The following is a 19,524-nucleotide window of genomic DNA, read 5'->3' on the forward strand; positions in this document are numbered from 1 at the left end:
AATATTCGGATTTTGGGGGTTTGGTTATGAAGTTTCGTCGTAGTGAGCGTTTAATAGACATGACGAATTACTTGCTGGAGCATCCTAGGCAGTTAGTATCTCTTTCTTATTTTGCAGAAAAGTACGGCTCAGCCAAGTCTTCCATAAGTGAGGATTTGGCTATTATTAAAGAAACATTTGAGCAAAGAGGAATTGGTACCTTGCATACATTGCCAGGAGCAGCCGGTGGAGTAAAATATCAAGTAAGAGTCAGTGAAGAGGAAGCTAAACCATTTGTAGAAGAGCTTTGTGATTTGATTAAAAGTCCAGAAAGGCTTTTACCAGGTGGATACCTCTATATGAATGATATACTGGGAAATACGGCTATCGTTCAAAAAGTTGGAAAACTTTTTGCATCAGCTTTTGCTGATACTGACATAGATGTAGTGATGACAGTTGCTACAAAGGGAATTCCTATAGCATATGCAGTAGGAACTTATTTAAATGTTCCTGTGGTTATGGTTAGAAGAGATAGCAAAGTAACAGAAGGTTCTACTGTGAGTATCAATTATGTTTCTGGTTCAACTAAAAGAATCCAAACGATGCTACTGTCTAAAAGAAGTTTAGAAGATGGTTCCAAAGTTTTAATTGTGGATGACTTTATGAAGGCTGGCGGTACGATCAATGGCATGATTAGTCTATTAGAGGAATTCAATGCAAGTGTTGCGGGAATAGCAGTATTAGTGGAAGCTGAAGAGGCTGAGGAAAGATTAGTAGATGATTATTTATCACTAGTCAAATTATCAGGTGTTGATGTAAAAGAAAAGAAAATTTCTGTGGAAAATGGTAATTATTTTGACAAAAAGTAGACCTTAGGGGGAAATGATAAATGAAAGTTGTTCAAACAAGCAATGCACCATCAGCTATCGGACCGTATTCTCAAGGAATTATTGTAAATAATCTATTTTTCAGTTCTGGACAAATTCCTTTAACTGCAGAAGGTACCTTAGTAGAAGGGGACGTTCAAACACAGACACACCAAGTGTTTAAGAATTTAGCAGCAGTTTTAGAAGAGGCTGGTGCATCCTTTGAAACAGTGGTGAAAGCAACTGTATTTATTAAAAATATGGAAGACTTCCAAGCGATCAATGAAGTATATGGGGAGTATTTCTCTACTCATAAACCTGCTCGTTCTTGTGTGGAAGTAGCTAGACTTCCTAAAGATGTATTAGTAGAAATCGAAGTAATTGCTCTTTGTAAATAAGTTACTTACAGAAAAAGGAAGATAGTCGAAGGTAAAGTGGAAAAATAGAGGAATTTATCACTTTTCGGCATATTTTCTTTATTTTATCCTAAATATTCTAAAAAATTTCACCTTTTAAGAAGGAGTTATGAAAATTCTGTTGAATTTAATAACTAGATTTTATCTTCTAGTAAAGGTGGTGAACAGGATGGAAGTAACTGATGTAAGGCTACGCCGAGTTAATACGGATGGACGAATGAGAGCTATTGCCTCTATTACACTAGATAATGAATTTGTTGTTCACGATATTAGGGTAATTGACGGAAATAATGGATTATTTGTAGCGATGCCAAGTAAACGAACACCGGATGGTGAATTTAGGGATATCGCGCATCCAATTAACTCTGGTACAAGAGGAAAAATCCAGGAAGCAGTTTTGGCAGAATACCACCGCCTGGGTGAATTAGAAATTGAATTTGAAGAAGCTGGAGCTTCCTAAAATAATCTACAGCTAGAGCCTACTTCTTAAGAGTAAGGCTCTTTTTTTTGCCACCTATTTCTTTCCTATATACCCCTTGATTTTCCAATGAAAACAATCAATACTTTTAGTATCATAAGAGAGACAGAAATTTTTTCTACAGTATCCTTGTTTTTAGAAGATTTGCTTATGTGAAAAAAGGAAAATGTTACAATCTAAAAACACCTTTTAGAAAGAAGCGTACATAAATTGTGAATCCTTCCTTGAAATCAAGAGTTATTTAAGATATATTTTTTAGTGGATAAAAAGGTTATTGGAGGCCTGTGAATGACAACTCGTTACGCAGTGATTTTAGCCGCAGGACAGGGAACTAGAATGAAGTCAAAACTTTATAAAGTACTTCATCCTGTTTGTGGAAAGCCGATGGTACAGCACGTTGTAGATCAAGTAGAAAAGCTACAAGTGGATTCAATCGTAACAGTAATTGGCCACGGTTCAGAAAAAGTAAAAGCGCAGCTTGGTAATAGTGTGAATTACGTATACCAACAAGAGCAGCTTGGAACGGCACATGCAGTAATACAAGCAAAAGATCTTCTTGGAGACAAAGAAGGAGTGACACTTGTCGTTTGTGGAGATACCCCACTTATGACAAGTGAGACGATAGAGGCACTCTTTTTACACCATGAGAAAGTGGGAGCGAAGGCAACCATTTTAACGGCAAAGGCAAGTAATCCAGATGGTTATGGCAGAATTATTCGTAATCAAATGGGGGTAGTAGAAAAAATTGTTGAGCATAAGGATGCAACGGAAGCAGAAAGAAAAATAACAGAAATTAATACAGGTACCTATGTATTTGATAATGCTTTGTTATTTCAGGCTTTAAATAATGTTTCAAATGAAAATGTGCAAGGTGAATATTATTTGCCAGATGTTATTGAGATTTTGAAACAACAGGGAGAAACAGTTAGTGCGTTCCAAACAATTGATTTCAATGAAACAATTGGTGTGAATGATCGGATTGCTTTATCAGAAGCAGAATCAATTATGAGAAAGCGAATCAATGAACAGCATATGCGTAACGGCGTAACGATTATTGATCCGTTAAATACTTATATTGAAGCAGGCGTAACAATTAAAGAAGATACCGTAATATACCCAGGAAGTACGATTTCAGGAAATGCTGTAATTGGTTCAGATTGCACGATTGGGCCAAATACAGAAATAAAAAATTGTGTTGTAGGAAATAATACGGCTATCAAACAGTCTGTTGCCCATGATAGCAGCATTGGTTCTGACGTAAATATTGGACCATTTGCACATATTCGTCCAGCATCTATCATTGATGATGAAGTGAAAATCGGAAACTTTGTTGAAATTAAAAAAGCAACATTCGGAAAAGGAAGTAAAGCATCTCACTTAAGTTATATTGGAGATGCGAGCGTCGGCAGTGATGTGAATATAGGTTGTGGTACAATCACGGTTAATTATGATGGGAAAAATAAGTTTTTGACTACGATAGAAGATGGCGCATTTATTGGCTGTAATTCCAATTTAATTGCACCTGTCACAATTGGTAAAGGAGCTTATGTTGCAGCAGGCTCCACCATTACAGATGACGTTCCGTCTGAGGCACTTTCTATTGCACGTGCCCGCCAAGTTAATAAAGAGAATTATAAACGTAAATAAAAAGGTTAAACAAAGAAGAATAATTTGTAATAATAGCTATACTTCATTCTTCGTACTATTAGTGGAAAAAGACCAGTGGAGGTTCAGCATGCCAGTTAAGAATTTAGATCCAAATTTGAAGGTATTCAGTTTAAACTCTAATCCAGAATTAGCGGGGGAAATTGCCGAGTCAATTGGAGTAGAATTAGGGAAATGTTCTGTAACACGTTTTAGCGATGGAGAAATTCAAATTAATATTGAAGAGAGTATCCGTGGTTGTGACGTATATGTTATTCAGTCAACTAGTGCACCTGTTAACGAGCATATTATGGAATTATTAATCATGATTGATGCATTAAAACGTGCATCAGCTAAGACGATTAACCTAGTAATTCCTTATTATGGGTATGCTAGACAAGACAGAAAAGCGAGAGCTCGTGAACCAATTACAGCAAAATTAGTAGCTAACTTACTAGAAACTGCTGGCGCAACTCGTGTTATTACATTAGACTTGCATGCACCACAAATTCAAGGTTTCTTTGATATTCCGATTGATCACTTGATGGGTGTACCAATTCTAGGTAACTATTTCAGTCAACGTGAATTCGATGGAGAACTTGTTATTGTTTCTCCAGATCATGGCGGTGTTACAAGAGCAAGAAAGCTTGCAGAACGATTAAAGGCACCGATTGCTATTATTGATAAAAGACGACCAAAGCCAAATGTGGCGGAAGTAATGAATATTGTTGGTAATATCGAAGGGAAAATTGCTATTCTGATTGATGATATTATTGATACAGCTGGAACTATTACACTTGGTGCCAATGCTCTTGCTGAAAATGGCGCGAAAGAGGTTTATGCATGCTGTACACATCCTGTATTATCAGGACCTGCCATGGAAAGAATCAACAATTCTAAAATTAAAGAGCTAGTTGTAACAAACTCTATTGAACTGGGAGATAAGAAACTTTCTGCTAATGTTATTCAATTATCAGTAGCTGATTTATTAGGTGAGGCTATTCTTCGCGTTCACCAAGATCAGTCTGTAAGTTTCTTGTTTGATTGATAGTACTCTATATGATTACGGATAGTCGCTTGTCTTAAGGCAGGCGACTATTAGTATTATGGTTTGCTTTTTACAGAGGAAAGCAAATTCTTTATGTTTAAATATCTTCCATTTAGGGCATTTTTTATATAAGAGTGTTCATTTAAATAAATAATGGAAGGTGAAATCATGACAGCAACTTTACAGGCAAAAAAACGTACGACGGAAAAGCATTCAAACTTAACGAAATTAAGAAATGTGGGAGAAATTCCAGGTATCGTTTATGGATCAAAAGTAGAAAATACTGCGATCTCTTTAAATGAAGCGAATTTCCTAAAAACAATTCGAGAGGTTGGAAGAAATGGTGTTATTTCGTTAGATATTGACGGAGAAACCTATAATGTTGTTTTAAATGAATATGATTCTGATCCAATTAAACGCGGCATCGTACATGTGGACTTTTTAGCAGTAGATTTATCAAAAGCAATCAGTGCACCAGTAAGGGTATCTCTAGTAGGCGAAGCAGCTGGAGTAAAAGATGGAGGCGTTATGCAACAGGCTCTACATGAATTAACAGTTACAGCAAAACCTAATGATATACCGACTAGTATTGATATTAATGTAACAAATCTTCAAGTAGGAGATACGATTACTGTCGGAGATGTTAAGGGTTATGATAAAATAGAAATTAATCATGAACAAGAAGAAGTAATAGCATCCATTCTTGCACCAAGACAGGAAGAGGAAATTAGTACAGGAGAACAACAAGAAGAAGGAATGCCTGATAATGTAGAAGGCAGAGAAACAAAGCCAGATACAGCAGAAGAGTAATCCGATCCATTCAAATATATTCTCCCTGTACGTTTTTTAGAAAGAAGGTTTCTAAAAAACATAAGCAAGAAAAGGTTTGACCGATTAGCTTTCTATTGGCCAAACCTTTTTCTTGTATGGTTTATAAGTATAGAATTAAAAGCAGGGGGATTCAAATGAAATTAATCGTAGGACTTGGAAATCCAGGTAAGCAATATGATAGAACAAGACATAATATCGGGTTTGAAGTAGTTGATTTTTTATCAAGCCATTATAATATTCCATTAGATAAAGCAAAATTCAAAGGGAATTTTGGAATGGGAAATATTGGCGGTGAAAAGATAATTTTATTAAAGCCGCTTACATATATGAATCTTTCCGGAGAATCTATTCGTCCTATTATGGACTATTACGATTTACAGCCAGAAGATTTAGTAGTTATTTATGATGATTTAGACTTGCCGGTCGGAAAGATAAGACTTCGTCAAAAAGGAAGCTCTGGCGGACATAATGGAATTAAGTCAACCATTCTTCATGTGGGGACTGAAAAATTTAATCGTATAAGAGTCGGGATTGATCGCCCGAAAAATGGAATGAAGGTTGTAGATTATGTCCTTGGGAAATTTACAAAGGAAGAGATGGATATATTAGAAGGGACTATCCAGAAATGTGCAGATGCTTGTGCACATTGGACAGAGGAACCTTTTTTGCAAGTAATGAATAAATATAATATCCAGTAAGCTATATAGGTGCATTCCAGTTGTTTTGGTTATATTTTCATTCGAATAGGTTAATACTAGCATTATATTTAATGTCTAGTAAGGAGGCCTTGGAATGGCTATACACTATCATTGCAGACATTGTGGTGTGCATATAGGGTCAATTGATGTGGAATCAGTAGAAACAAATCGATTAGGTTTTGATCATTTAACAGAAGAAGACCGCTCCGAAATGATTCAGTACCATCAAACAGGTGATGTTGAGGTAAAATCTATTTGTGAAGATTGTCAAGAGTCATTATCGAAAAATCCTGGTTATTATGAAAACGATTATTTGATTCATTAAAAGCGCGCTCAAATAAAATGGCAGTTTTTAATTCGGGAAAAAGAGGCTGGGACATAAGTATTCCAGTCATAGATAAACCCGAACAACTATCAAATAATCCTAAATGATTGTTCGGGTTTTATTAGTTTTATAAAAGGCTGTTTCAGTACAGTTAGTGTTAATATCCGCAGCCTGAATACACTTCGCTTTCCATGGGGCGAGCGCCGAGCCGCTTCGGCCTATGGCCTGCAGGGTCTCGGACTTTCTCGCAGCTCCCATAGGAGTCTACGTGTATTCAGGCTGCTCCATATTTCCTACTAATTCATTTTTTCTAAAAAAACAATATTTTTTAGGGAATTGCCTTTAAAAACAGAGTGGAATGGAGCGGAAGACGAGTTTCTGTAGCGCAATGGAACGAATTAGTTTTTACACTTGACTATATTTAAAAACATAAATAACCATTGTATAAAAGGAACCTTTATTTAAGAGATAAATTAGAGATTGTTCGTCTTTACAGATTGGCTATCTAGTTTTGTCCCAGCCCCATTTTTCCGTTGTCTGTATATATGTTTTCTTTTGTATTGCAGGAATATAGGCAAGATATCTCGTATATAACAACATTAAGAAGTATTTCTTCTTCCTTTTAGCAAAATTTCTTATATGATGTATGGAGAACTTCAAATTTTAAGATTTTTGAAAGACCTTATATACTAAGGTATTTTATGAGGAAACAAATAGATTGCAATTATAAATCTTCATGTAAAAGAGAAACAAATTATTAGGATTGATTTAAACCTTAAAGATAAAAGGGCTAGTAGCTAGGGGTAACCATTTTACTAAATACTTGAAATAAACTAGCTCTGCACCACTTTTATGGTGCCTTTGCTTTCGAATGGGAGGGAAAATTTTTTGTTAGGGCTAAAAGATTTATTTAAACAGCAAGAAGATATACAAAATGTCATTTCTGGGTTAGATGCTGGATTACATGAGCAATTAGTTTCAGGGCTTTCTAATTCAGCACGTACTTTATATATGACTTCTATTTATGAAAGAACAAAGAAACCGTTATTAATCGTAACGCATAATTTATTGCAGGCACAAAAGCTTTATGACGATATTACCAATATAGTGGATGAAAAGGATGTTTTTCTTTATCCGGCTAATGAATTAATTGCGGCGGAAATTAGCATTGCGAGTCCTGAACTTAAGGCCCAGCGTATAGAAGTATTGAACTATTGGGCGAAGAAAAAATCGGGAATAATGATTGTGCCAGTAGCAGGTTTGAGAAAGCTACTTCCTCCTAAAAAGTTATGGAAGGAAGCTCAGTTAAAGCTTGAAATTGGGCAGGATTTAGATTTAGAAGCATTTTTATTGAAACTCGTTCATATGGGGTATGTTCGCTCGGAGATGGTTGCATCACCGGGGGAATTTAGTGTGCGTGGTGGAATTTTGGATATTTATCCATTAACAGAAGAAGATCCACTTCGTATTGAATTATTTGATACAGAGATTGATTCCATTAGAGCGTTCTCACTTGAAGATCAACGCTCGAAGGAAAAGAAGGAAACCGTTAGCATTGGTCCTGCTACAGAGATTCTTTATGATGAAAAGGCGGTTAGCAACCTAATAGAAAAGCTTGAAAAGGGCTTAGCTGAAAGTTTAAAAAAAATAAAAGATGAAGCAACCAAAACATTACTAACACAAAACATCGGTAGCGAAATAGAACAGCTACGAAATGGACAGAAGCCAGAACAGATATATAAATACCTATCCATCCTTTATGGAGAACATGTCAGTTTAGTAGATTATTTACCGAGTAACGGTTTTTTAATTGTCGATGAAATTAGTAGAGTGCAAGAAATGAATGACACGCTTGAGAAAGAAGAAGCTGATTGGTATACAAGCTTGTTAGGTGAGGGAGAAATTATTCATGGGTTAACCTTATCTCAAAGTATCAATCATCTTTTACATCAGGCAAAACAGCCAATTGTCTATTTATCTTTATTCTTACGCCATGTTCCAAATACTAATCCGCAAAATATCATAAATGTATCCTGTAAACAAATGCAGAATTTCCACGGGCAAATGAATGTTTTGAAGACAGAAATGGAAAGATGGAAAAAAAATCATTACACCGTTGTTCTGCTTGGTAATAGTGAGGAGCGCTTAGAAAAGTTAGAGCAAGTTCTTCAAGATTATGATATGGAAGTAATGATTCAAAAAAACGCTAAGAAGATTTCCGAAGGGAAAATTCAATTATTAGAAGGTCATCTGCAGTCAGGGTTTGAGCTTCCTATCCTAAAACTAGCGGTAATAACAGAAGAAGAACTATTTAAGACAAAGACTAAAAAGTTATCCAAAAGAAGACAAAAACTAACAAATGCAGAGCGTATAAAGAGTTACTCTGAGTTAAATGTTGGTGACTATGTAGTCCATGTTAACCATGGTATTGGTAAATACCTTGGGATTGAAACACTTCAAATTAATGGTGTCCACAAGGATTACCTACATTTACGATATCAAGGAAATGATAAGTTATACGTTCCTGTTGAGCAGATTGATTTGGTCCAAAAATATGTTGGATCAGAGAGCAAAGAACCAAAAATATACAAATTAGGCGGTAACGATTGGAAGAAAGTAAAGAAAAAGGTAGAGTCTTCTGTTCAAGATATAGCGGATGATCTTATTAAGCTGTATGCGGAAAGAGAGGCTTCTGTTGGTTATGCCTTCTCTCCAGACGGGGAAATGCAGCGGGAATTTGAAGCGGCATTTGCTTACCAGGAAACGGAGGATCAATTACGATCTATTCATGAGATAAAAATAGATATGGAAAGAGAAAGACCGATGGACCGCCTTCTTTGTGGAGATGTTGGTTATGGAAAGACAGAAGTTGCTATCCGAGCAGCTTTTAAAGCGATAGCTGACGGAAAACAAGTTGCCTTCTTAGTTCCAACGACTATCTTGGCACAACAGCATTATGAAACGTTGAGAGAGCGTTTTCAAGACTACCCGATAGAAATTGGTTTGCTAAGTAGATTCCGGACAAGAAAGCAGCAAAACGATACAATCAAAGGGTTGAAGGCGGGAACGATTGATATTGTTGTAGGTACACATCGGATTCTATCAAAAGATATATCATATCGAGATTTGGGCTTATTGATTATTGATGAGGAACAACGATTTGGGGTAACGCATAAGGAGAAGATTAAACAATTAAAAACTAATATTGATGTGTTGACACTAACGGCAACTCCAATTCCTAGAACACTCCATATGTCTATGTTAGGTGTACGAGATTTATCTGTTATCGAAACACCTCCTGAAAATAGATTCCCTATTCAAACCTATGTTATGGAATACAATGGTGGGCTTGTAAGAGAAGCTATTGAAAGAGAACTTGCGAGAAATGGGCAGATTTATTTTCTATATAATCGTGTGGAAGACATTGAAAGAAAGGCCGAAGAAATTTCCATGTTAGTCCCTGATGCAAGGGTTACCTATGCTCACGGGAAAATGACGGAAAATGAATTAGAATCAGTAATGATCGGGTTTTTAGAGGGAGAATACGATGTTTTAGTAAGTACAACGATTATTGAAACAGGAGTAGATATTCCTAATGTAAATACATTAATTGTTCAGGATGCAGATCGTATGGGGTTGTCCCAGTTATATCAATTGAGGGGAAGAGTTGGTCGTTCTAATCGAGTAGCTTATGCCTATTTTACGTATAAGAAAGATAAAGTCCTAACAGAAGTGGCAGAAAAGAGACTGCAGGCAATTAAAGAGTTTACAGAATTAGGATCTGGTTTTAAAATCGCTATGCGTGACTTAACTATTCGTGGGGCTGGAAACCTTCTCGGTGCTCAACAGCATGGATTTATTGATTCGGTCGGGTTTGATTTATACTCTCAAATGCTAAAAGAGGCAATAGAAGAGAGAAGAGGAACGATAACGGAAGAACAAAAACAGACAATTGAAATTGATTTAGATATTGATGCTTATATTCCAGATTTTTATATTAGTGATGGACAGCAAAAGATTGAGATGTATAAAAGGTTTAGAGGTGTTACAACCTTAGAGGATATGGAAGAACTAAGAGAAGAATTAATCGACCGTTTTGGAGACTATCCAGAGGAAGTTTCTTATCTTTTCAAAATCACAGAAATGAAGATTTATGGAAAGCAAGCGGGAATAGAATTGATTAAACAAACAAAGGATGAAGTTCTTATTCTGTTATCAGAACAAGGTAGTGATCGTATGGATGGACAAAAAATATTTGAGAAAAGTTCTAAATATGGTCGAATGATTGGTCTTGGCATGGATGGAAGAAAACTAAAAATGATTTTCCATGTAAAAGGTGTCGAAAAAGAAAAATGGCTTAAAGCGTGTCACGAAATGGTAGAAGCGTTAAATACATTTAAAAAAGAACCAGAGCAAGTTACAAAATGATGAAAAGAAATTTTAAGTAGGAAAGTTTGTCGGAATTAGAATTCTAGACTAACTTGATGCAACCATGTTGGTTGGAGCGGATAGGTAAGGATCCTAAGGGAGATTCGAGAAAGACCGAGACCCTGCAGGAGCGAACCCCTGTAGTGGAAATCAACAAAAAGACCATAGGTAAAAACCTTAAATTTCAAGGAGTTTGTCTACAGTCTGAGAAGCTCTCCATTAGGAGAGCTTCTTTTTCATACCCGTAATTATAAAGAATATTACGTAAAAGGAATGTTTAATATGGAGGGACAAGGGTATAAACAAAATAAATAAAAGTTAAAAAGTTTTCTGATTGATGACATCTAAGTTCAGTACTTGAATAGATAAATGTTTCATCCCCGATTTGGGAAGTGAACTTCCCATGGATGGATGATATGGTAAATATTTTTCGGTAAGTGAAATATTCACCAAGGAAAATAAAGCTACCTAGAGAAAATTTTGCATGTTTAATGTATAGAACTTACCATATGAAAGATACTATGTTTAAATATGGTGAACATTTCATGTATAGTGAGAATGCATTCACCAATTTAAAAAATCATCTGATGAAAGTGAGGCAACACGGAATGAAAGCAACTGGAATTGTGCGTCGAATCGATGATTTGGGTCGTGTCGTTATCCCAAAAGAAATCAGAAGAACATTACGAATTCGTGAAGGTGATCCATTAGAGATTTTTGTTGATCGAGATGGAGAAGTGATTTTAAAGAAATATTCACCGATTAGTGAATTAAGTGATTTTGCAAAAGAGTATGCCGAAGCTCTCTATGATAGTTTAGGAAATGCGGTGCTAATTTGTGACAGAGATTCTTACATTGCGGTTTCGGGTGGATCGAAGAAAGATTATCTGAATAAAAATATTAGTAGTGTAGTGGAAAAGGCAATGGAAGATAGAAGTTCAATTCTTATGAATCAACAAGACCAAGTAGCATTAGTAGATGGTCATACTGAAACAATTTCAGCTTATACAATTGGTCCTATCATTGCAAATGGTGATCCAATTGGAGCAGTTGTCATTTTCGCAAAAGAAGACTCACTTGGTGATGTAGAGAAAAAGGCTGTAGAGACTGCAGCAGGATTTTTAGCTCGCCAAATGGAATCATAATGATTGCATAACGTTTTTTACTAATCTTTATATGCCTTAAACTGTCGACAAACTCGGAAAGGAGTTGTCGACTTTTTTGTTTTTAGGAAGTATCTTAACAAATAAGATTGTTCTATTAAAACTATAACAAATTTGTTCTATTAAAACTATAACAAATTTGTTATAATAAGTGTATAACAGTTTAAGGTGGATGATGATGTATATTCAAATAAACCCTGAATTAGAAATGCCGATTTATGAACAGCTTACGATGCAAATTATGATAGGGATAATAAGAAAGGAATTACAGGACGGAGATATGCTACCTTCTGTTCGTTCGTTGGCAGCTGATTTGGGTGTCAATATGCATACTGTAAATAAAAGTTACCATCAATTAGAAAAAAAGGGACTAATTCAAATTATTCCTAAATCAGGTGCAGTTATACGGACAATTAGTAGGAGAGTGACAGCAGAAGAACAGAACAGAGTCTCTGATAGTTTAAAACCGGCAATTGTGGAAGCCATCGTACTAGGAATGAAGGAGGAAGAAATAACAAGATTAATGAAATCGATTATTCAAAAAATGAAGGAGGCATAAAAAATGGAAGCTATTATTTTTATTATTATGTTGTTAATAACGGTCTTATTTGAAGCAGCCATCCCCTTTCTGATAAGAAAGACAGTCGTATTTGGCGTTTCAGTTCCAAGTACACAAATAAAGCATCCTCAAATTTCTACCTATAAAAAACGATATTCACTTTTTGTCATTATCCCCTCCATTCTTAGTATTGTTGCTTATTGCATTTGGCAAGCTGCTAATAATATCCAAGCAGATCAAGTAGCCATTATCGGAACGTCACTATTGTTCGGTATGTTATTTTGGAGCTTAAGCCTTTATTTTTATTTTCATGGGAAAATGCTTTGGTTAAAGCGTGATAATAAGTGGGAGGAGCAGCTAAAGGAAGTCAATGTAACAGAACTGGGAGTTAGGCAAAAGGATGAGATGCTTCCTTGGTATGTATTTATTATTCCAATGATCATTACAGTAGGATTCCTTCTTTTTACTATAACGCAGTATCACATATTGCCAGCGGAAATACCTGTTCACTGGGGACCGGATGGGAAACCAGATCGATTTACAACAAAGACACCCCTATCTGCTGTGACTTTGCTGCTTGTTTTACTAACGATGCAGATTATGTTTCTAGGAATTAATATTGCCAAAAAAAAATCAGGGATAAAAATGATTGCTAACAATAAACAAGCATCCAAGCATAGACAGCTAAAGTATCGTAAATATTCAAGCTGGTTCAGTTTTCTTACTTCTATTGCCGTAACTGTGCTTTTTATCCTTTTACAATTAACAACTTTATACAATAATATCTTCAGTGATTACTTGCTTTTCCTTATTCCTATTCTCATTACCGTATTGATATTAATTGGGACAATTCTATTTACGATAAAGGTAGAAAGACTAAATCGTGGGTTGGATGGAAAGGAACACCCCACACAAGAAATCTCTTCTTTTGATACGGATAGCTACTGGAAGGGAGGCTTATTTTACTTTAATAAAAATGATCCTTCTATTTTTGTTGAAAAGCGTTTTGGAATTGGATGGACGCTAAACTTTGCTAATCCTATTGGGTATGTTATCATCTTTCTTCCGTTGCTTATTATTTTATTATTAAGCTTTATGTAATTAGTTTTGCTTCTTTTTGTAGAGGTAAAGATACTTTCCAGGCAACAGGGCTGCTCATGGAAAGTATCTTTACCTCTATTGTATTAATATATGTAAGAAATGGATTCGGATGTAAGAACACATCTTCCATCTAACTATGCTATAATACAAGCGAAAGTAATTATGGAAGGAGCTAGACATGTGAAGACTTCGCAATCAAATGTCTGGTTTAAAGGCGCTTTTATCTTAATGATCGCTGCCTTAATAACTAAAGTATTGAGTGCTGTATATCGTATACCATTTCAAAATATTGTTGGTGATACAGGCTTCTATATCTATCAGCAGGTTTATCCTTTTTATGGGGTAATTATTGCTTTATCTACATATGGTTTTCCAGTTGTGCTGTCAAAATTGTATATGGAAATGAAAGTAGAGGGGAATCAATCGGGTATAAATAGACTTGTGAGTTCCTCTTTTTTCTTATTTGTTCCAATCGGGGTTGTTGCTTTTCTTGTCTTGTTTTTAAATGCAGGTAGGCTAGCCTCTTTGATGGGTGATCCTTATTTGGCATCTTTGTTAAAGGTTATTTCTTTTGCATTTCTTGTTTCTCCTTTCATTGCTATATTGAGAGGTGTTTTTCAAGGAGAAGGAAATATGATTCCGACCGCAGTGTCCCAGGTAAGTGAACAACTAATGAGAGTGGGGATTATCTTATTTGTGGCTGTCTTTTTTTCCTATCAAGGATATTCCTTATATGCAATTGGTTCTGGCGCCATGTTTGGTTCTGTAATAGGTGGGTTGCTTTCTCTAATAGTCTTAATCCATTTTTATAGAAAATCTTCTTTATCCTTCTCTCTTTTTCGGTTTTCTCTTCTTTTTGAAAAGGAGAATCGTGTACTATGCAAAAGAATAATATACGAAGGCATTACTATTTCCATTAGTAGTATGTTATTGGTGTTATTGCAACTCGCTGATTCTTTGAATTTATATTCTTTATTAATCGAAACTGGCATGGCTGATGAAAGTGCTAAAGTAATGAAAGGGGTTTATGACAGGGGGCAGCCGCTTATTCAAATTGGAAGTATTATTTCCACTTCTATGGCTTTAACCATTGTTCCCCTAATTACGAAGGATCGTCAAAAGACAAGTAAGAAAGATCTGATGGGAAATATTCATTTTTCTCTCTTAGTCAGTTATTTTATTGGTCTTGGGGCAACGATCGGCTTAATTGGCATCATAAATGAAACAAACAGTATGCTATTTAAAAATGATGCTGGTTCAGATGTTCTTACTATTTTATTTTTTGTCATTTTTCTTAATGCCATTATTGCTACAGTAATGGCCATTCTTCAGGGATTAGGCTATTCTTTATATCCAGCAATTTTGATCATATTAGGATTTGTTGGAAAATATGCGCTTAACATCGTACTTGTTTCCTCCTATGGAATTTACGGGGCAGCTTATGCATCTCTTATTGTATTATTTATGATTTTGCTTTTAATGATGGTAAAATTGAGAAGAATAGTCAAAGAGCCGCTTATGGACATAAAGCAGATACTGATTATCAGCGGAGCAAGTCTTGTTATGTTCTTTGTCCTTAAAGGATATATACCATTTTCCTCTCTGCTGCTTAAATATATAGAGCATGAACGTATAAAAAGTGCTATCCAAGCATTATCTGGTGTCATAATAGGTGGAATAATATATGTGGTTATTGTGTTGCGAGGTAATGTTTTTAAAGAAAAGGAATTATCCCTATTACCGTTAGGAAGTAAACTAAAATGGTTTTTACCGAAAAAAAGGAAGGGAACTAAATGAAGCAAATAAAGGTTATTGGATTAGGTGCAGGGGATATAAATCAGCTGCCATTAGGTGTCTATCGCAGTCTAATCGATGAGAATAAAGCTGTTTATGTACGGACGAATGATCATCCCGTCATATCAACTCTTGAAGAAGAAGGAGTTATTTTTCATTCTTTTGATTCTATTTATGAGAAGCATGAACAATTTGAAGCGGTATATAAGGAAATCGTTGAAGTTCTATTAGAGAAAGCAAAGGAAACAGACATTGTCTATGCGGTTCCAGGTCATCCGCTTGTTGCAGAAAAAACGGTCCAGCTCTTAATAGAAAAGGATAAAGAAGGAATTGTCTCGATTGAAATTGCTGGGGGTCAAAGCTTTCTAGACAGTATTTTTCAAGCATTGCGAATAGATCCAATTGAAGGGTTTCAACTCTTAGACGGAACAGCTCTTGACCGCTCAAGCATCCAGCTTAGAAATCATTTGATTATTGGCCAAGTCTATGATGCTTTTTCTGCATCTGAAGTGAAATTAACGCTAATGGATGTACTGCCATATGATTATCCAATTAAGATTGTCACTGCAGCTGGAAGTATTTTAGAAAAAATAAAAGAAATTGAGCTACATGAATTAGATAGAGAGATCGATTTAAATAATTTAACAAGTATATATGTGCCACCTGTTCAAGAGGAAAAGTTGCTTTATAAAGAATTTTCCCAGCTTAGACATATAATAGCGGAACTTCGTGGGCCAAATGGCTGCCCGTGGGATAAAAAACAAACTCATGAAAGCTTGCGTAAATACTTATTGGAAGAAAGCTATGAATTAATTGAGGCAATCAATGAAAGGGATATAGACCATATTATTGAAGAGCTTGGTGATGTGTTATTACAAGTAATGCTTCATAGTCAAGTAGGAGAAGATGAGGGATATTTTTCAATCGATGATGTAATTGAAGGAATTTCCGATAAAATGATTCGCAGACATCCACATGTATTTGGGGAAGAACAAGCAGAATCGGTCGATGATGTAATGAAGCATTGGCAAAATGCCAAAAAACAGGAAGCGAAGGAAGAAACAGAATCTATCTTAGATGGAATAAACCGTGCAATGCCTAATTTGTTACAGGCTTATGAATTACAAAGAAAAGCTGCAAAGGTAGGATTTGATTGGCCGAATGTAGAAGGAGCTTGGGAAAAGGTAAAAGAGGAGGTTCTTGAGTTTCAAGAGGAATTAAAAGCGGCAAATAATAGAGAGCAGATAGAAAGTGAATTTGGCGATGTTTTATTTTCACTGGTAAATATCGCTAGGTTTTATGAAGTAGATCCTGAACTTGCCATCTTCCAGACAAACAAAAAATTTCTCCAGCGTTTTTCTTATATAGAAAAAAAGGTGAAGGAGTCTGAACGAGATTGGAGCGATATGAGTTTAGAGGAATTAGACGGTTTTTGGAATGAAGCAAAGGGAAAATAACGTTAAGAAGGAGCTGTTAGGATGCGACTAGATAAATTCTTGAAAATCTCTCGCTTAATTAAGCGAAGAACATTAGCAAAGGAAGTTGCTGATCAGGGGAGGATTTTGGTAAATGGACAGCAAGCAAAAGCAAGTACAAATGTGAAGGTCGGCGATGAGCTGCAGGTTCGTTTCGGTCAAAAGTTAGTTACTGCTAAAGTGGAAATGTTGCAGGAATCAACAAAAAAAGAAGATGCTGCAAATATGTACAAAATAATTAAAGAAGAGACGCTTTCTTAATTTGAAGCAGTTTTAAGAAAATTTTACAATAAGGATTAAGTTTATTAAGCTTTATTATTGGTAATAAACAAGATAGAGTTGTTTTCCTCACATCCTTTATAAGGCTTGTTCTAAATTTATTATTGTCCACATATATTTGTACAAGTAGAGATTGTACTAAGTGATTGTGAGGGATAATGATGAGCCAATATTATGATTCAAATACGACTAAAAGTAATATGGTGGAACATGACGTGATTATGAGAGGAAGAAAGCTGCTAGATATTACAGGAGTTAAGCAAGTGGAGAGCTTTGACAACGAAGAGTTTATACTTGAAACAGTAATGGGTTTTTTATCCATTAGAGGTCAAAATCTTCAAATGAAAAATCTGGATGTAGAAAAGGGAATCGTCTCCATCAAAGGTAAGGTATTTGATTTAGTTTATGTAGACGATCAAAGTGGAGATAAGGCTAAGGGATTCTTTAGCAAGATATTCCGATGACACTTTCTACACAATTTATGACCATGCTAGCTATGGTTAGCATGGGCCTATTCTTTGGGATAAGTTTAGATACATATCAATACTTCTTGAAAAGACCGACACGGAAAAGAAGTATAGTTTTTATCCATGATATCCTTTTCTGGATTTTGCAAGCTCTTCTGATGTTTTATGTCCTTTTCCTAGTAAATAAGGGAGAGGTTCGCGTTTATTTGGTCTTAGCCTTGCTATTAGGCTTTGCGATGTACAAAAGTTTATTTCAAGCTCTTTATCTTCGACTCTTAAAAGGAATTATTTCCTTTTGCATCCATTCGTATCGCTTTTTGATTAAGATAATAGTTAATATCGTATATAGACCAATTAAATCTATTGTTTTATTTCTTTTGTCGATAATAATTGCATTAGGCAAGGGACTTATGGCACTTGTCAGTGGTATAATTAGGGTATTAAGATTTATCATAAGGATACTATTAAAACCAATAGAATGGCTTTTATCCCTATTGTGGCTAATTATGCCGAAAAAGGTTAAATTATTCGTCGAGAGAATCTCTAGCAAATTGGCAGGATATTACTTTAAAATAAAGAACTATTTGAAAGAATGGATAGCTAATAGAAAAAAATAATGAAAGGAGGAGCCTCATATGAGTGCTATAAGAAAACCAGATGTTACAACATTTCCAACAGAATATAATCTACAGCATCAAGCTGATAGTCTTAGTGGAGCCAGAAAGAAAAAGCTATTGATGCGCCGACTGACAACCTTCTTCGTTTGTGCTGCTGTTATTGGCTTTATCATGATTTCCACACTCATATCACAAAGCTCCACTTTAAAAGAAAAAAGAGCAGAGAAAGAACAGTTAGAAGGACAACTTGTTGCATTGGAGAAGCAGGAAGCAGACCTAAAGGATCAAATTGCTAGATTGAACGATGAAGAATATTTAGCTAAATTAGCAAGGAAAGATTTATTATTATCACAAAAAGGGGAAATTATTTTTAATATCCCTGAAAAAGAAGCAAAAAACGCAACTGGAAAATAATAAGGTTGTCAGTAATATTGACACTCTTTTTTTCCATTCTGTATAATATAAATAAGTACGATTTTTTATATCCTTAAGGAGGCAAAACTTTTTTATGTCAATCGAAGTAGGCAGCAAGTTACAAGGAAAGGTAACAGGAATTACTAATTTTGGTGCGTTTGTTGAGCTCCCAGAAGGCGCAACAGGTCTTGTTCATATTAGTGAGGTCGCAGACAATTATGTGAAGGACATTAATGAACACCTAAAAGTAGGCGATGAAGTCGAAGTTAAAGTTATTAATGTCGAGAAAGATGGGAAAATTGGACTATCTATCAAGAAGGCGAAGGATAGACCAGAAAGACCGGAAAGACCAGAGAGACCACAATACGAACGCGGAGAAAGAAGAGAATCGAGAGGCGGCTATTCCGGAGGAAATTCTCAAAGGTCACGTAATGCAAAATCAAATGATAATCGTGCTCCTAAAGAGAATTTTGAATCGAAAATGGCTCGTTTCTTAAAAGATAGTGAAGATCGATTAGCTTCTTTGAAAAGAAATACTGAGTCGAAACGCGGGGGAAGAGGCGCTAGACGCGGGTAACTTGCTGCTGAATAACCAATAGATAGCAGGGTTTATCGTTTATATATTCCCATAGCTTAAGCAAGCCGATTTGGCTTGCTTTTTTTTAGAGCATTCCTGATAAAAAAACACAAAAAAAAAACCACGTAAATTTACGTGGTTTTTTCGATAGCGGCGGAGGGGATCGAACCCCCGACCTCACGGGTATGAACCGTACGCTCTAGCCAGCTGAGCTACACCGCCATAATATTAACAAGACAATTAATATAATACAAAGAAATAAATATAATGTCAATAGATTTTAATCATTTATTTAGGATATTAGTTTTTACTCTATTTAAATAGTTTTAACGAATAAAGAATCTAAAAAAACATATTGCATGAAC

Annotated in this window: 19 protein-coding genes, 1 tRNA gene and 1 pseudogene; 20 read left to right on the top strand and 1 reads right to left on the bottom strand. The window is 35.5% G+C overall.

Going from position 1 to position 19,524, the window contains the following annotated elements:
• The first annotated feature begins 26 nt into the window (after positions 1 to 26).
• From purR to NKG37_RS06740, 20 genes and pseudogenes are all read left to right on the top strand, one after another.
• Positions 27 to 848, top strand: coding sequence for a pur operon repressor (gene purR / locus NKG37_RS06650; RefSeq protein ID WP_254416012.1), 822 nt, complete (start codon positions 27 to 29; stop codon positions 846 to 848).
• 20 nt (positions 849 to 868) lie between these two features.
• The gene (locus NKG37_RS06655; protein ID WP_254416013.1) at positions 869 to 1,243 is read left to right on the top strand and encodes a RidA family protein; all 375 of its coding nucleotides are present in this window, start codon (positions 869 to 871) and stop codon (positions 1,241 to 1,243) included.
• Between the two features lie 187 nt (positions 1,244 to 1,430).
• Complete coding sequence (spoVG, locus tag NKG37_RS06660; RefSeq protein WP_026574035.1) at positions 1,431 to 1,721, top strand: septation regulator SpoVG; 291 nt, start codon at positions 1,431 to 1,433, stop codon at positions 1,719 to 1,721.
• A gap of 306 nt (positions 1,722 to 2,027) precedes the next feature.
• Positions 2,028 to 3,386: a bifunctional UDP-N-acetylglucosamine diphosphorylase/glucosamine-1-phosphate N-acetyltransferase GlmU gene (glmU, locus tag NKG37_RS06665; RefSeq protein ID WP_016204735.1), complete on the top strand. Its 1,359-nt coding sequence runs from the start codon at positions 2,028 to 2,030 to the stop codon at positions 3,384 to 3,386.
• Between the two features lie 88 nt (positions 3,387 to 3,474).
• On the top strand, positions 3,475 to 4,431 hold the full coding sequence (locus tag NKG37_RS06670) for a ribose-phosphate diphosphokinase (protein ID WP_016204736.1): 957 nt from the start codon (positions 3,475 to 3,477) through the stop codon (positions 4,429 to 4,431).
• A 168-nt stretch (positions 4,432 to 4,599) separates the two neighbouring features.
• Complete coding sequence (locus NKG37_RS06675; RefSeq protein ID WP_254416014.1) at positions 4,600 to 5,241, top strand: 50S ribosomal protein L25/general stress protein Ctc; 642 nt, start codon at positions 4,600 to 4,602, stop codon at positions 5,239 to 5,241.
• 155 nt (positions 5,242 to 5,396) lie between these two features.
• Positions 5,397 to 5,960 carry an aminoacyl-tRNA hydrolase gene (gene pth / locus NKG37_RS06680; RefSeq protein ID WP_016204738.1) on the top strand — a complete coding sequence of 188 codons (564 nt, stop codon included), beginning with the start codon at positions 5,397 to 5,399 and terminating at the stop codon, positions 5,958 to 5,960.
• 94 nt (positions 5,961 to 6,054) lie between these two features.
• Entirely contained in the window at positions 6,055 to 6,285 is a 231-nt protein-coding gene (locus NKG37_RS06685) for an anti-sigma-F factor Fin (protein WP_016204739.1), read from the top strand.
• 888 nt (positions 6,286 to 7,173) lie between these two features.
• Entirely contained in the window at positions 7,174 to 10,713 is a 3,540-nt protein-coding gene (gene mfd / locus NKG37_RS06690; protein WP_254416015.1) for a transcription-repair coupling factor, read from the top strand.
• 608 nt (positions 10,714 to 11,321) lie between these two features.
• Positions 11,322 to 11,858 (top strand): stage V sporulation protein T, encoded by a 537-nt coding sequence (spoVT, locus tag NKG37_RS06695; RefSeq protein ID WP_254416380.1) that lies wholly within the window; start codon positions 11,322 to 11,324, stop codon positions 11,856 to 11,858.
• Positions 11,859 to 12,054: 196 nt separating this feature from the next.
• Entirely contained in the window at positions 12,055 to 12,435 is a 381-nt protein-coding gene (locus NKG37_RS06700) for a GntR family transcriptional regulator (protein WP_101728757.1), read from the top strand.
• A gap of 3 nt (positions 12,436 to 12,438) precedes the next feature.
• Positions 12,439 to 13,536 (top strand): DUF1648 domain-containing protein, encoded by a 1,098-nt coding sequence (locus tag NKG37_RS06705; RefSeq protein ID WP_254416016.1) that lies wholly within the window; start codon positions 12,439 to 12,441, stop codon positions 13,534 to 13,536.
• Positions 13,537 to 13,635: 99 nt separating this feature from the next.
• Positions 13,636 to 15,333, top strand: a complete 1,698-nt coding sequence (locus NKG37_RS06710; RefSeq protein ID WP_254416017.1) for a putative polysaccharide biosynthesis protein — start codon at positions 13,636 to 13,638, stop codon at positions 15,331 to 15,333.
• Complete coding sequence (gene mazG / locus NKG37_RS06715; protein ID WP_212121289.1) at positions 15,330 to 16,787, top strand: bifunctional methyltransferase/pyrophosphohydrolase YabN; 1,458 nt, start codon at positions 15,330 to 15,332, stop codon at positions 16,785 to 16,787. The genes NKG37_RS06710 and mazG overlap by 4 nt, the downstream gene beginning before the upstream one ends.
• Before the next feature lie 21 nt (positions 16,788 to 16,808).
• A complete protein-coding gene (locus NKG37_RS06720) occupies positions 16,809 to 17,066 on the top strand; it encodes an RNA-binding S4 domain-containing protein (protein WP_016204747.1) in 258 nt (85 codons plus the stop codon).
• A 179-nt stretch (positions 17,067 to 17,245) separates the two neighbouring features.
• Positions 17,246 to 17,548 (top strand): sporulation protein YabP, encoded by a 303-nt coding sequence (yabP, locus tag NKG37_RS06725; protein WP_016204748.1) that lies wholly within the window; start codon positions 17,246 to 17,248, stop codon positions 17,546 to 17,548.
• 41 nt (positions 17,549 to 17,589) lie between these two features.
• Positions 17,590 to 17,751: pseudogene (yabQ, locus tag NKG37_RS26250) on the top strand (spore cortex biosynthesis protein YabQ); the annotation flags it as partial.
• Positions 17,752 to 17,757: 6 nt separating this feature from the next.
• Positions 17,758 to 18,168 (top strand): hypothetical protein, encoded by a 411-nt coding sequence (locus NKG37_RS06730; protein WP_367976442.1) that lies wholly within the window; start codon positions 17,758 to 17,760, stop codon positions 18,166 to 18,168.
• Positions 18,169 to 18,186: 18 nt separating this feature from the next.
• A complete protein-coding gene (locus NKG37_RS06735) occupies positions 18,187 to 18,582 on the top strand; it encodes an FtsB family cell division protein (protein WP_016204750.1) in 396 nt (131 codons plus the stop codon).
• Between the two features lie 94 nt (positions 18,583 to 18,676).
• Complete coding sequence (locus tag NKG37_RS06740) at positions 18,677 to 19,159, top strand: S1 domain-containing RNA-binding protein (protein ID WP_224427946.1); 483 nt, start codon at positions 18,677 to 18,679, stop codon at positions 19,157 to 19,159.
• Positions 19,160 to 19,307: 148 nt separating this feature from the next.
• Here NKG37_RS06740 and NKG37_RS06745 read toward each other — a convergent pair.
• Positions 19,308 to 19,381: transfer RNA gene (locus NKG37_RS06745), tRNA-Met, on the bottom strand.
• Positions 19,382 to 19,524: the final 143 nt, after the last annotated feature.

The organism is Niallia sp. RD1 (assembly GCF_024219955.1).
Lineage (GTDB): Bacteria > Bacillota > Bacilli > Bacillales > Cytobacillaceae > Niallia > Niallia alba.

What these genes read in the sequence shown, in the direction of transcription:
- NKG37_RS06735 (WP_016204750.1), top strand. Translation starts at nt 18,187, where the DNA reads ATGAGTGCTATAAGAAAACCAGATGTTACAACATTTCCAACAGAATAT.
- NKG37_RS06740 (WP_224427946.1), top strand. Translation starts at nt 18,677, where the DNA reads ATGTCAATCGAAGTAGGCAGCAAGTTACAAGGAAAGGTAACAGGAATT.
- mazG (WP_212121289.1), top strand. Translation starts at nt 15,330, where the DNA reads ATGAAGCAAATAAAGGTTATTGGATTAGGTGCAGGGGATATAAATCAG.
- NKG37_RS06700 (WP_101728757.1), top strand. Translation starts at nt 12,055, where the DNA reads ATGTATATTCAAATAAACCCTGAATTAGAAATGCCGATTTATGAACAG.
- NKG37_RS06670 (WP_016204736.1), top strand. Translation starts at nt 3,475, where the DNA reads ATGCCAGTTAAGAATTTAGATCCAAATTTGAAGGTATTCAGTTTAAAC.
- NKG37_RS06675 (WP_254416014.1), top strand. Translation starts at nt 4,600, where the DNA reads ATGACAGCAACTTTACAGGCAAAAAAACGTACGACGGAAAAGCATTCA.
- NKG37_RS06720 (WP_016204747.1), top strand. Translation starts at nt 16,809, where the DNA reads ATGCGACTAGATAAATTCTTGAAAATCTCTCGCTTAATTAAGCGAAGA.
- spoVT (WP_254416380.1), top strand. Translation starts at nt 11,322, where the DNA reads ATGAAAGCAACTGGAATTGTGCGTCGAATCGATGATTTGGGTCGTGTC.
- NKG37_RS06705 (WP_254416016.1), top strand. Translation starts at nt 12,439, where the DNA reads ATGGAAGCTATTATTTTTATTATTATGTTGTTAATAACGGTCTTATTT.
- purR (WP_254416012.1), top strand. Translation starts at nt 27, where the DNA reads ATGAAGTTTCGTCGTAGTGAGCGTTTAATAGACATGACGAATTACTTG.
- NKG37_RS06710 (WP_254416017.1), top strand. Translation starts at nt 13,636, where the DNA reads ATGGATTCGGATGTAAGAACACATCTTCCATCTAACTATGCTATAATA.
- pth (WP_016204738.1), top strand. Translation starts at nt 5,397, where the DNA reads ATGAAATTAATCGTAGGACTTGGAAATCCAGGTAAGCAATATGATAGA.
- yabP (WP_016204748.1), top strand. Translation starts at nt 17,246, where the DNA reads ATGAGCCAATATTATGATTCAAATACGACTAAAAGTAATATGGTGGAA.
- spoVG (WP_026574035.1), top strand. Translation starts at nt 1,431, where the DNA reads ATGGAAGTAACTGATGTAAGGCTACGCCGAGTTAATACGGATGGACGA.
- NKG37_RS06655 (WP_254416013.1), top strand. Translation starts at nt 869, where the DNA reads ATGAAAGTTGTTCAAACAAGCAATGCACCATCAGCTATCGGACCGTAT.
- glmU (WP_016204735.1), top strand. Translation starts at nt 2,028, where the DNA reads ATGACAACTCGTTACGCAGTGATTTTAGCCGCAGGACAGGGAACTAGA.
- NKG37_RS06685 (WP_016204739.1), top strand. Translation starts at nt 6,055, where the DNA reads ATGGCTATACACTATCATTGCAGACATTGTGGTGTGCATATAGGGTCA.